Here is an 11,864-nt window from a genome sequence, read left to right as displayed (position 1 = left end):
ATGTCCTGCGGGTCCAGCCGCTGCGGTGCTTTTACGTCAGCCATATTGATCGTTCCCACGCTCCGCGTGGGAATGCCTCTAGGGACGCTCCGCGTCCAGTGACGCGGAGCGTCACGGGCTGCATTCCCACGCAGAGCGTGGGAACGATCGTCTTAGGCCACCTGCGTCTTCAACGCCCGGCGCAACGCCACCAACAACTTCACGATGTCCTGCGGGTCCAGCCGCTGCGGTGCTTTTATGTCAGCCATATTGATCGTTCCCACGCTCCGCGTGGGAATGCCTCTAGGGACGCTCCGCGTCCAGTGACGCGGAGCGTCACGGGCTGCATCCCACGCAGAGCGTGGGAACGATCGTCTTAGGCCACCTGCGTCTTCAACGCCCGGCGCAACGCCACCAACAACTTCACGATGTCCTGCGGGTCCAGCCGCTGCGGTGCTTTTATGTCAGCCATTTTTCTCTTCCTTGTGATGGGTTTGGCCGAAGTCTGGCCAAAAGCTGTGCGTCCTTGGAGGGGGTTTTTGAAAAAAAGATCCTTCCTACAGCGAAAAGGAAAATAGTCGTCTTCCGTAGCCGCCGCAAATCCACGAGATAGTTTTTTGTGTGATATCAATATGCTTTAACGGTATTTAAATTCTTCTTTTTATACCTTTAAAGTCGGTGCCTGCCGGACGGTTATCCACCGTTCATGGACTGCACCACCGTCGCTTACCGAGCGACGTCCAGGATGTTCAATGACCTTCGATTACGCTTTTATCCTCAGCACCCTGCCGGCGTTTCTCAAAGCCGTGGGCGTGACGCTGCAGGTCGGCTTCATCGCCATCGGCACCTCGTTGCTGGTGGCGCTGATCAACGCGACGATCCTGGTGTTTCGCACGCCTTACTTGCAGCGCCTGGTCGGGCTGTATGTGGAACTGGCGCGCAACACGCCGTTGTTGATTCAGCTGTTCTTCGTCTACTTCGCCCTGCCAACGCTGGGCATCCGCGTTTCCGGATTCACCGCGGCGATCATCACCATGACTTTCCTCGGCGGTGCTTACCTCACGGAAGTGCTGCGTGCCGGTGTCGATGCCGTACCGCAAGCGCAGCTGGAATCGGGCCGCTCCATCGGCCTGTCCCACGGGCAACTGCTGCGCTACGTGATCCTGCCGCAAGCCGGAATTCTCAGCCTGCCGTCGCTGTTCGCCAATTTCATTTTCCTGCTCAAGGAAACCACCGTGGTTTCGGCGGTGGCGGTGCCGGAAATTCTCTACACCACCAAAAGCTACATCGCGCTCTACTACAAAACCTACGAAATGCTCGCCGTGCTGACGTTGATTTGCGTGCTGTTGTTCTTGCCGCTGTCGTTGCTGCTCAGCCGTCTGGAAAGGAGGCTCCAGCATGGCCAGTTCGGGTCTTGAATTACTGTGGGTGTCGTTGCCGCAACTGGGCAAGGGCGCTGCGCAAACCTTATCGATTTCCTTCCTGAGCATCGCCATCAGCACCGTCGGCGGCGTGCTCTACGGCGTGTTGCGTACACTAAATTCGAAATGGCTGAACGCGATTTTGCGGGTGTATCTGGAGCTGTTCCGGGCGATCCCGGTGCTGGTCTGGCTGTACCTGCTGTTTTTCGGCCTGCCGATCTTCTTTGGCCTGAGCATTCCGAGCTTCTGGTGCGCGGTGCTGGTGCTGTCGCTGTGGGGTGCCAGCGAGGTTGGCGAAGTGGTGCGTGGCGCGTTGCTGTCGTTGCCGCGCGGGCAGCGTGAGGCGGGGTTATCGATTGGTCTGGACGGTCCGCAACTCTATGGCTACGTGTTGCTGCCCCAGGCGCTGAAACGCATGACGCCGCCGACCATCAACGTCTACACGCGCATCATCAAGACCAGCTCTCTGGCGGTGCTGATCGGCGTGGTGGACGTGATCAAGGTCGGCCAGCAGATCATCGAGCGTACCTACGAATCGGTGCTGATCTACGGCGCACTGTTCCTGTTTTTCTTTTTCATCTGCTACCCGCTCTCGGCCGCCTCGCGCGTGCTGGAGCGGCGCTGGACGCAAGCATGAGCGCATTGATCGAGTTCAAAGGCTTCAACAAATTTTTCGGCGAGCAGCAGGTGCTCAAAGAGATCGACCTGCAAGTGAAATCAGGCGAAGTCATCGTGATCCTCGGCCCCAGCGGCTGCGGCAAAAGCACCTTGTTGCGCTGCCTCAACGGCCTGGAAGTCGCCCACAGTGGCAGCCTGACCTTCAACGGCCGCGAGTTGCTGGACAAGGGCACCGACTGGCGCGACGTGCGCCAGCAGATCGGCATGGTGTTCCAGAGTTATCACCTGTTTCCGCACATGAACGTGCTCGATAACCTGCTGCTCGGCCCGGTCAAAGTGCAGAAGCGCGAGCGCCGTGAGGCCCGTGACCAGGCCGAAGCGTTGCTGGCGCGCGTGGGCCTTTCGGACAAGCGCGACGCCTTCCCGCGCCAGCTCTCCGGTGGCCAGCAACAACGGATCGCCATCGTTCGTTCGCTGTGCATGAACCCTAAAGTGATGCTGTTCGATGAAGTCACCGCCGCCCTCGACCCGGAAATGGTCAAGGAAGTGCTGGAGGTGATTCAGGGCCTGGCCCGCGAAGGCATGACCCTGTTGATCGTCACTCACGAAATGGCCTTCGCCCGCGCCGTGGCCGACCGCATCGTGTTCATGGATGCCGGGCGCATCCTCGAACAAAACCCTCCCGAGCTTTTCTTTACGAACCCGCAAACCGCACGAGCGCAGCAGTTCCTGGAGAAATTCTCCTACGTCGAAGCCCTGCCCAAAAAGACTCAAACAAAGGAACTGGAACTGCTATGAAAACTGCCAAGTCTTCACTCTTTTTACTGCCGCTGCTCGGCCTCGCACTGCTGGCCGGTTGCAACAAATCCGAAGAACCGCCGAAGCCGAAAGTTGCCAGCGAAAGCGCCGCGCCGGCCGGCTACCTGGACAAAATCAAGGCCCGTGACAAGCTGATCGTCGGCGTCTTCACCGACAAGCCGCCGTTCGGTTTTGTCGATGAAGCGGGGCGCTACGTCGGTTTTGATACCGACATCGGCCGGCAATTCGCCAAGGATTTGCTGGGCGATGAGAACAAAGTCGAGTTCGTCGCCGTGGAGCCGGCGAGCCGGATTCCGTTCCTGCAAAGCGACAAGGTCGATCTGATTCTGGCCAACATGACCGTGACGCCGGAGCGCAAGGAAGCGGTGGAATTTACCAACCCGAACCTCAAGGTTGCGGTGCAGGCGCTGGTGCCGCAGGGCAGTTCGGTGAAAAACCTCGATGACCTGGCGACCCGCACCACCATCGTCACCACCGGCACCACGGCCGATATCTGGCTGACCAAGAATCACCCGGACTGGAAACTGCTCAAGTTCGAGAAAAACTCCGAGTCGCTGCAAGCCTTGGCCAATGGGCGTGGCGATGCCTATGCGCAAGACAATCTGGTGCTGTTCAGCTGGGCCAAGCAGAACCCTGGTTACCGCGTGCTGACTCAGACTCTGGGCGCCGAAGCACCGATTGCGCCGGCGGTGAAGAAGGGCAACCTCGAACTGCGCGACTGGGTGAATACCGAGTTGGCGAAGTTGGGTGAAGAGAAGTATCTGCTCAAGCTGTACGACCAGTACGTGCGTAAAGAACTGAGTGATGACACCAAGCCTGAGAGTGTGATTGTCGAGGGTGGGAAGTGGCAGGGGTGATTCTCTGACCTGATCGTTCTCACCTGTGGCGAGGGAGCTTGCTCCCGCCGGGGTGCGCAGCACCCCCAAGACCTGAGCATGCGATTTGTCTGAGTCAACGCATCGATGGTTTTACGGCTGCTGCGCAGCCGAGCGGGGGCAAGCTCCCTCGCCACAAAGCGTGGGAACGATCGGTGTATCTCAATCCGGCCAATTCCACGCCGGCTCATCCAGCACCCGCTGCCCGACAATCCCGGTCTGGCCCAGGGTCTTCTCCAGCACAATGCAATTGCACTCCAGATCTTCCTGCAACGCCGAGATCAAGCGCCGGGCATGGGACACCACCCACACCTGACACTGCTCGGACGCGCGGATAATCAAGCGCGCCAACGCCGGCAACAGGTCCGGGTGCAGGCTGGTTTCCGGCTCGTTCAGCACCATCAGCGACGGTGGCCGAGGCGTCAGCAGCGCGGCGACCAGCAGCAGATAACGCAGCGTGCCATCCGACAATTCCGCCGCCGACAACGGCCGCAACAACCCTTCCTGATAAAACTCGATGGCGAAGCGTCCACCCTGCAACGGTGCGATGTTCAGGCGCGCGCCGGGGAACGCATCGCTGATGGCGGCTTGCAACGCTTCGGGATCACCGATTTCGCGGATGGTCTGCAACGCCGCCGCGAGGTCGCGACCGTCGTGGTGCAGCACCGGCGTGCGCGTACCCAGCTGCGGTTGACGTACCGGGGCGTCGGCGTCGCTGCGAAAGTGATCGTAGAAGCGCCATCGGCGGATGAACTCGCGCAAGTGCATGACTTCCGGCGAGGTGCGAAAACTGCCGACCTGGTCGAACAGGCTGTCGAAATTCGGCGTGTGCTGGGCCAGCACATCCCAGTTGCGACCTTCACGGGCACGGATCATCGGGCCGTCGCGATCCACCAGCAGGCTGGCCGGGCGGTAGAGCGGCCCGGCCCAGATGCATTCTTTTTTGATTTCCGGGTCGAGGGCAAAGTAAGACTCTGTCGGCGCCGGCAGACCCAGGGCAATCGAATAGCTGAAGTCTTCGCCAGCAAATCCCAGGCGCAAGCGTTTGACGCCTTGGCGCACGGTGGCTTCGATCGGCACTTCACCGTTACGCATACGCCGACTGATGTTCTCCGGCCCGGCCCAGAACGTCGAATCGAGCCCGCCTTCACGGGCCAGCGCATTGACCACGCCGCCCTGGGCGGTTTCCGCCAGCAGGCGCAACGCGCGATAGAGGTTGGACTTGCCACTGCCGTTGGGGCCGGTGATCAGGTTCAACCGACCCAACGGGATCACCAATTTATTGATCGAGCGGTAATTGGCCACCGCGAGGGTTTTGAGCATAAGAGCTTCCTGCTGCATAGGCGGCCAGTTTGCCTTATTGTCGGCCACACCGTGACCTGTAGCAGCTGGCGAAGCCTGCGTTCGGCTGCGAAGCAGTCGTCAAACCTGAATACTCAGTCTGCCTGATACACCGCGGTGTCTGACTTCACGACTGCTTCGCAGCCGAACGCAGGCTTCGCCAGCTGCTACAAAGGCAGCGGTTTGATCACATTATTTATCGCGGTCAGTGCACCCATTGAACCCTGTTCTAAGCTCACAGTCGTATCGTCACTTGCACGTTCGTACAACGAAAAGGAGTCTGCATGGCGGGTACCGGATTGAAAATTATGGTGGGCGTGGGCGTCTTCGCCCTGCTGACCGCCTGCGGCGATAAAAAACCGGTCGAGAAAGACCTGCCGCGCGTCTTCGTGCAAGCGGTCAAGCCCGCGGATTACGCCGCTTCCGTGACCCTCACCGGCGACGTCCAGGCCCGGGTGCAAACCGAGTTGTCGTTTCGCGTCGGCGGCAAGATCATCCAGCGCATGGTCGATGTCGGTGACCGGGTTTCGGCCAAACAGGTATTGGCCAAACTCGACCCGAAAGACCTGCAGACCAACGTCGATTCCGCCCAGGCCCAGGTCACCGCCGAACAGGCGCGGGTCAAGCAGACCGCCGCTGCGTTCGTGCGCCAGCAAAAACTCCTGCCCAAGGGCTACACCAGCCAAAGCGAATACGATGCGGCGCAGGCTGCTTTACGCAGCAGTCAAAGCGCCCTGACCGCCGCCCAGGCGCAATTGGCCAACGCCCGCGAACAACTGAGCTACACCTCGCTGATTTCCGAAGCACCGGGGGTGATCACCGCGCGCCAGGCCGAAGTTGGCCAAGTCGTCCAGGCCACCGTGCCGATCTTCAGCCTGGCTCGGGACGGCGAACGCGACGCCGTGTTCAACGTCTACGAATCGCTGCTGGTCGAGCCGCCCGCGGACAAATCGGTGGTGGTCAGCCTGCTCGATAACCCGGCGATCAAAACCACCGGCACCGTCCGGGAAATCACCCCGGCCGTTTCGGCGCAGACCGGCACCGTACAAGTCAAAGTCACCCTCCACGGACTGCCCGACGGCATGCAGCTTGGCTCGGTGGTCAGCGCCACGGCCAAGGCGCCGGGCAAATCCGCCGTGGAATTGCCCTGGTCAGCGCTAACGAAGAACCTCAGCGAACCCGCCGTGTGGCTGGTGGACGCGGACGGCAAGGCGCAACTGCACAACGTCACCGTCGGCCGCTACCTGACCGGCAAAGTCATCATCAGCGGCGGCCTGGACGGTGGTGAAAAAGTCATCATCGCCGGCGGCCAGTTACTGCACCCGGGAATGAAAGTGGAAATCGCCGAGAACACCTACAAGGATCTGGCACCGGGAGCCGAACAATGAAGCGCCTGATGCTGTTGTCTGCCGGTTTGCTGCTGGCAGCCTGCTCAAAAGAAGAGCCGCCACCGGAGCCGGTGCGCCCGGTGCTGTCCATCGAAGTCAAAGCCCTGAATCAGGAAGACCTTGGCCGTTTCGCCGGCAGTATCCAGGCGCGCTATGAAAGCAATATCGGCTTCCGGGTGCCGGGTCGTATCGCCAGCCGCAATGTCGATGTCGGCGCCGAAGTCGAGAAGGGCGCCTTGCTCGCGACCCTCGACCCCACCGATCAGCAGAACCAGTTGCGCTCCGCCGAGGGCGATCTGGCGCGGATTCAGGCGCAGTTCATCAACGCCCAGGCCAGCGCCCGTCGCCAGCAGGAATTGTTTGATCGCGGAGTCGGCGCCCAGGCGCAACTGGACATCGCCCAGACCGACCTGAAAACCACCCAGGCGTCCCTCGATCAGGCCAAGGCCGCGGTCGATCAGGCCAAGGATCAACTCAACTACGTGCAACTGCGCACCGATCACAAAGCCATCGTCACCGCGTGGAATGCCGAAGCCGGCCAGGTTGTCACTGCCGGTCAGCAAGTGGTGACCCTGGCGCAACCGGACATCAAGGAAGCGGTGATCGACCTGCCGGACATCCTCGTCGATCAACTGCCGGCGGACGTGGTGTTCCAGGTTGCTGCGCAACTGGACCCGAGCATCACCAGCACCGCGATCATCCGCGAAATCGAACCCCAGGCCCAAAGCGCGACCCGTACCCGTCGCGCGCGCCTGACCCTGACCGACACGCCAGCGGGCTTTCGCCTCGGCACGGCGATCAGCGTGACCCTCAGCTCCGCGATCAAACCGCGTCTTGAACTGCCGGTCACTGCCCTGCAAGAGGTCGATGGCAAAACCCGTATCTGGGTGGTCGACCCGCAGACGCAAACCGTTTCCCCACGGGACGTCAGCCTGATCAGCCGCACCGATTCAACCGTGGTGCTGGCCAACGGCGTGAAGTCCGGTGAACGCGTGGTCAGTGCCGGTGTGAACAGCCTGAAACCCGGGCAGAAAGTCAAAGTCGATGAGGGCAACCCACAATGAAAGGGAGTTTCAACTTATCCGAATGGGCCCTCAAGCATCAGTCGTTTGTCTGGTATTTGATGTTCGTCGCGCTGCTGATGGGCGTGTTCTCGTACATGAATCTCGGTCGCGAAGAAGACCCCTCGTTCACCATCAAAACCATGGTCATCCAGACCCGCTGGCCCGGCGCGACCCAGGAAGAAACCCTCAAGCAGGTCACGGACCGCATCGAGAAAAAACTCGAGGAACTCGATTCCCTCGACTACGTGAAAAGCTATACGCGACCCGGTGAATCCACCGTGTTTGTGTACCTGCGCGATACCACCAGCGCCAAGGACATCCCGGAAATCTGGTACCAGGTGCGCAAGAAGATCAACGACATTCGTGGCGAATTTCCCCAGGGCTTGCAAGGGCCGGGGTTCAACGACGAATTCGGCGATGTGTTCGGCTCGGTGTACGCCTTTACCGCTGACGGCTTGTCGATGCGTCAGTTGCGCGACTATGTGGAACAAGTGCGTGCCGCTGTTCGCGATGTGCCGGGGCTGGGCAAGGTCGAGATGATTGGCGAGCAGGATGAAGTCCTGTACCTGAATTTCTCCACGCGCAAACTCGCGGCTTTGGGTATCGATCAGCGCCAGGTGGTGCAGAGCCTGCAATCGCAAAATGCCGTGACCCCGGCCGGGGTGATCGAAGCCGGTCCCGAGCGGATATCCGTGCGCACCTCCGGGCAGTTTGCCTCCGAGAAAGACCTGGCCAACGTCAACCTGCGGCTCAACGACCGCTTCTATCGCCTGGCCGACATTGCTGACATCAGCCGTGGCTATGTCGATCCGTCCACCCCGCAATTCCGCTTCAACGGTCACTCGGCCATCGGCCTGGCGATTGCGATGAAGAAGGGCGGCAATATCCAGGAATTCGGCAAGGCCTTGCATCAACGCATGACCGACCTTACCGCCGATTTGCCGGTGGGCGTCGGCGTGCACAACGTGTCCGACCAGGCTGCCGTGGTGGAAAAAGCCGTCGGCGGATTTACCAGTGCGTTGTTCGAAGCAGTGGTGATTGTGCTGATCGTCAGCTTCATCAGCCTCGGCGTGCGCGCCGGGCTGGTGGTGGCGTGCTCGATTCCGCTGGTGCTGGCGATGGTCTTCGTCTTCATGGAATACAGCGGCATCACCATGCAGCGGATTTCCCTCGGCGCCCTGATCATCGCCCTCGGCCTGTTGGTGGACGACGCGATGATCACGGTGGAGATGATGGTCACGCGCCTGGAAATGGGCGAGACCAAGGAGCAGGCGGCGACGTTCGCCTACACCTCGACCGCGTTCCCGATGCTCACCGGTACGCTGGTGACGGTGGCCGGTTTCGTGCCGATTGGCTTGAACGCCAGTTCCGCCGGTGAGTACACCTTCACGCTGTTCGCGGTGATCGCCGTGGCGATGATCCTGTCGTGGATTGTCGCCGTGCTGTTCGCCCCGGTGATCGCCGTGCACATCCTCAGCACCAATGTGAAACCCCATTCCGCCGAGCCGGGTCGCATCGGCCGCGCATTCAACGGCGGCATGCTCTGGGCCATGCGCAATCGCTGGTGGGCTATCGGCATCACCGTCGCACTGTTCGTGGCGTCGGTGTTTTCCATGCAGTTCGTGCAGAACCAGTTCTTCCCGTCCTCGGACCGTCCGGAAATTCTCGTCGACCTCAACCTGCCGCAAAACGCCTCGATCGACGAAACCCGCAAGGCTGTGGACAAGCTCGAAGCCACGTTCAAGGACGACCCGGACATCGTGCGCTGGAGCACCTACATCGGCGAAGGCGCGATCCGTTTCTACCTGCCCCTCGACCAGCAATTGCAGAACCCGTACTACGCGCAATTGATCATCGTCAGCAAAGGCCTGGAATCGCGCACTGCGCTCAGCCAACGCTTGCGCGAACGGCTGCGCAAGGATTTTGTCGGCATCGGCAGCTACGTCCAGGCCCTGGAAATGGGCCCGCCGGTGGGGCGGCCGATCCAGTACCGGGTCAGCGGCAAGGACATCGATCAAGTGCGTAAACACGCGATCGAACTGGCCACCGAACTCGACAAGAACTCGCACATCGGCGAGATCATTTACGACTGGAACGAGCCGGGTAAAGTCCTGCGCATCGACATCGCCCAGGACAAGGCGCGGCAACTGGGGCTGTCGTCGGAAGACGTGGCCAACCTGATGAACAGCATCGTTGTCGGTTCGCCGATCACTCAGGTGGACGATGACATCTACCTGATCAACGTGGTTGGCCGCGCCGAAGACGCTGAACGTGGTACGCCGGAAACTCTGCAAAACCTGCAAATCGTCACGCCGGGCGGCACCTCGATTCCGCTGCTGGCCTTCGCCACGGTGCGGTATGAGCTGGAGCAACCGCTGGTGTGGCGCCGGGATCGAAAACCGACGATTACCATCAAGGCTGCGGTGCGCGATGAGATCCAGCCGACCGATCTGGTGAAACAACTGCAACCGACCATCGACAAGTTCGCTGCCGGGTTGCCGGTGGGCTACAAGGTCGCTACGGGCGGTACTGTCGAAGAAAGCGGCAAGGCTCAAGGGCCGATTGCCAAAGTCGTACCGCTGATGCTGTTCCTGATGGCGACGTTCCTGATGATCCAGTTGCACAGCGTGCAGAAGCTGTTCCTGGTGGCCAGCGTCGCGCCGCTCGGGCTGATTGGCGTGGTGCTGGCGCTGATCCCGACCGGCACGCCGATGGGCTTTGTGGCGATCCTCGGGATCCTGGCGCTGATCGGCATCATCATCCGCAACTCGGTGATTCTGGTGACGCAAATTGAATCGCTGGAGAAGGAAGGCGTTGAACCGTGGGACGCGGTGGCGCAGGCGACGGAGCATCGTCGCCGGCCGATTCTGCTGACGGCAGCGGCGGCGAGCCTGGGGATGATCCCGATTGCCCGGGAAGTGTTCTGGGGCCCGATGGCTTACGCGATGATTGGCGGGATCATCATCGCGACGTTGCTGACGCTGCTGTTTTTGCCGGCGCTGTATGTGGCCTGGTACAAAATCCGCGAGCCGAAAAAAGAGTCAGCCTAATGATCGTTCCCACGCTCCGCGTGGGAATGCCTCCCGGGACGCTCCGCGTCCCTACGGTGGTGACGCAGAGCGTCACGGGCTGCATTCCCACGCGGAGCGTGGGAACGATCAGTCGGCGCGGCGCCAAACGCTGGCCAACCAAGGCTGTTGCTCGCGCGGCAACCCCGCCGGCCGGTAGTAATGCTCCAACTCGACAAATCCGGCCTCGGTCAGCAATGCCTGCCACGCCTGCAAATCGTGATACGCGCCATACCGCGGCCCATTCCAGCCTTCCTGATTCTCCCCTCGGGGATTGGAGCTGAACAACACCCCACCCGGTTTCAGCGCCGCGTGCAGTTCCTTCAACACTCGAGGCAACTCCTGACGCGGAATATGAAACAGCACCGCATTGGCGAAAATCCCGTCGAAGCGCTCGGCCGGCAGATCCAGCTTCAGAAAGTCCTGCTGCCAGACCTCGCAACCGCTGTCCTCCCGGGCCATCTGCGCAAACTTCTCCGAACCATCCAGGCCTACGGCGATGTGACCCATGCGCGTGAAGGTTTGCAGGTCACGACCCGGCCCGCAGCCGAAATCAAGGATGCTAAACGGCGCTGCACCCTGAATGTGCCGCAACAGTGCATCGATGTTCTGGCTGACATCGTGATCGCGCGTCCCCTCGCGAAAGCCCTCGGCCACCGAGTTGTAATGGCCCAGGGTAGTGGCGGTGATTTTCTGGAGGTCGTCGGGGGTTTGTTTCATGGGGGGCTGCGCAGGCAATGGGGATTTGCCGAATATACGCCATCAATCTGGGGGCTGCTTCGCAGCCATTCGCGGGCAAGCCTCGCTCCTACAGGTTTTGTGTCGATCGCAGGATCGAGAATCGACACAAAACCTGTAGGAGCGAGGCTTGCCCGCGAAGGTGATATCACTGACGGCTGATGACTCAGCTCTGCTTCATCCCCAGACAATCAATGGAACGATCAACCATGGCTTTGGCGATCTCCAGCAAATGCCAAACCGAAAACACCATGGCGCGTTCTGCTCCTTTGAGCTGGTCGCCACACTGATACGCCGTGACTGAGGCACAACGCAGCAAGTCAGCCACATAGAGTTGGGTGTCTTCAAAGCTCACATCGTCACTGACGTTGTAGAAACGCAGTTCATCGGGCGCCGAAGGCTGGTCGCCGGTGAGGTAGAAATCGATTGCCCGATAGAGCGCGGATCGGTCTCTGAGCGGGGCGTCGTTTTCAGGTGCGTTGGAGGGTGGATCGGGAACGGATCTTTTCATGGGTAAAACTCCTGATATTGATTGGAGCCGACCGATATCGCG

10 protein-coding genes are annotated in these 11,864 nt (G+C 60.6%); 7 read left to right on the top strand and 3 right to left on the bottom strand.

Annotated elements, in window-relative coordinates:
* The first annotated feature begins 731 nt into the window (after positions 1-731).
* The 4 genes from HKK52_RS19305 to HKK52_RS19290 are packed head-to-tail and all read left to right on the top strand — an operon-like array spanning position 732 to position 3,694.
* A complete protein-coding gene (locus tag HKK52_RS19305) occupies positions 732-1,397 on the top strand; it encodes an amino acid ABC transporter permease (RefSeq protein ID WP_169372146.1) in 666 nt (221 codons plus the stop codon).
* Complete coding sequence (locus HKK52_RS19300) at positions 1,378-2,037, top strand: amino acid ABC transporter permease (RefSeq protein WP_123515920.1); 660 nt, start codon at positions 1,378-1,380, stop codon at positions 2,035-2,037. The genes HKK52_RS19305 and HKK52_RS19300 overlap by 20 nt, the downstream gene beginning before the upstream one ends.
* Positions 2,034-2,816, top strand: a complete 783-nt coding sequence (locus HKK52_RS19295) for an amino acid ABC transporter ATP-binding protein (protein ID WP_169372145.1) — start codon at positions 2,034-2,036, stop codon at positions 2,814-2,816. Before HKK52_RS19300 ends, HKK52_RS19295 begins: the two co-directional genes overlap by 4 nt.
* Positions 2,813-3,694, top strand: a complete 882-nt coding sequence (locus HKK52_RS19290; protein ID WP_169372144.1) for a transporter substrate-binding domain-containing protein — start codon at positions 2,813-2,815, stop codon at positions 3,692-3,694. The genes HKK52_RS19295 and HKK52_RS19290 overlap by 4 nt, the downstream gene beginning before the upstream one ends.
* A 180-nt stretch (positions 3,695-3,874) precedes the next feature.
* Here HKK52_RS19290 and HKK52_RS19285 read toward each other — a convergent pair whose 3' ends face one another.
* Positions 3,875-5,035, bottom strand: a complete 1,161-nt coding sequence (locus HKK52_RS19285) for an AAA family ATPase (RefSeq protein ID WP_169372143.1) — start codon at positions 5,033-5,035, stop codon at positions 3,875-3,877.
* Positions 5,036-5,337: 302 nt separating this feature from the next.
* On the opposite strand from HKK52_RS19285, the gene HKK52_RS19280 reads away from it, so the two are divergent.
* From HKK52_RS19280 to HKK52_RS19270, 3 genes are read left to right on the top strand one after another with little or no spacing between them, the layout of a single operon-like run.
* Complete coding sequence (locus HKK52_RS19280; protein ID WP_169372142.1) at positions 5,338-6,441, top strand: efflux RND transporter periplasmic adaptor subunit; 1,104 nt, start codon at positions 5,338-5,340, stop codon at positions 6,439-6,441.
* Positions 6,438-7,505, top strand: coding sequence for an efflux RND transporter periplasmic adaptor subunit (locus HKK52_RS19275; RefSeq protein ID WP_169372141.1), 1,068 nt, complete (start codon positions 6,438-6,440; stop codon positions 7,503-7,505). Before HKK52_RS19280 ends, HKK52_RS19275 begins: the two co-directional genes overlap by 4 nt.
* Complete coding sequence (locus HKK52_RS19270) at positions 7,502-10,555, top strand: efflux RND transporter permease subunit (RefSeq protein ID WP_169372140.1); 3,054 nt, start codon at positions 7,502-7,504, stop codon at positions 10,553-10,555. Before HKK52_RS19275 ends, HKK52_RS19270 begins: the two co-directional genes overlap by 4 nt.
* A gap of 108 nt (positions 10,556-10,663) precedes the next feature.
* On the opposite strand, the gene HKK52_RS19265 is transcribed toward HKK52_RS19270, so the two are convergent.
* Both HKK52_RS19265 and HKK52_RS19260 read right to left on the bottom strand, forming a co-directional pair.
* Complete coding sequence (locus HKK52_RS19265; RefSeq protein ID WP_169372139.1) at positions 10,664-11,293, bottom strand: class I SAM-dependent methyltransferase; 630 nt, start codon at positions 11,291-11,293, stop codon at positions 10,664-10,666.
* Positions 11,294-11,477: 184 nt separating this feature from the next.
* The gene (locus HKK52_RS19260) at positions 11,478-11,822 is read right to left on the bottom strand and encodes a DUF6124 family protein (protein ID WP_169372138.1); all 345 of its coding nucleotides are present in this window, start codon (positions 11,820-11,822) and stop codon (positions 11,478-11,480) included.
* Positions 11,823-11,864: the final 42 nt, after the last annotated feature.

Source organism: Pseudomonas sp. ADAK2 (genome assembly GCF_012935755.1).
Lineage (GTDB): Bacteria > Pseudomonadota > Gammaproteobacteria > Pseudomonadales > Pseudomonadaceae > Aquipseudomonas.
The sequence above is the reverse complement of the archived record's forward strand: the minus strand, read 5'-3'. Positions and strand labels throughout refer to the sequence as shown.

What these genes read in the sequence shown, in the direction of transcription:
- HKK52_RS19305 (WP_169372146.1), top strand. Translation starts at nt 732, where the DNA reads ATGACCTTCGATTACGCTTTTATCCTCAGCACCCTGCCGGCGTTTCTC.
- HKK52_RS19280 (WP_169372142.1), top strand. Translation starts at nt 5,338, where the DNA reads ATGGCGGGTACCGGATTGAAAATTATGGTGGGCGTGGGCGTCTTCGCC.
- HKK52_RS19270 (WP_169372140.1), top strand. Translation starts at nt 7,502, where the DNA reads ATGAAAGGGAGTTTCAACTTATCCGAATGGGCCCTCAAGCATCAGTCG.
- HKK52_RS19265 (WP_169372139.1), bottom strand. Translation starts at nt 11,293, where the DNA reads ATGAAACAAACCCCCGACGACCTCCAGAAAATCACCGCCACTACCCTG.
- HKK52_RS19290 (WP_169372144.1), top strand. Translation starts at nt 2,813, where the DNA reads ATGAAAACTGCCAAGTCTTCACTCTTTTTACTGCCGCTGCTCGGCCTC.
- HKK52_RS19285 (WP_169372143.1), bottom strand. Translation starts at nt 5,035, where the DNA reads ATGCTCAAAACCCTCGCGGTGGCCAATTACCGCTCGATCAATAAATTG.
- HKK52_RS19300 (WP_123515920.1), top strand. Translation starts at nt 1,378, where the DNA reads ATGGCCAGTTCGGGTCTTGAATTACTGTGGGTGTCGTTGCCGCAACTG.
- HKK52_RS19260 (WP_169372138.1), bottom strand. Translation starts at nt 11,822, where the DNA reads ATGAAAAGATCCGTTCCCGATCCACCCTCCAACGCACCTGAAAACGAC.
- HKK52_RS19295 (WP_169372145.1), top strand. Translation starts at nt 2,034, where the DNA reads ATGAGCGCATTGATCGAGTTCAAAGGCTTCAACAAATTTTTCGGCGAG.
- HKK52_RS19275 (WP_169372141.1), top strand. Translation starts at nt 6,438, where the DNA reads ATGAAGCGCCTGATGCTGTTGTCTGCCGGTTTGCTGCTGGCAGCCTGC.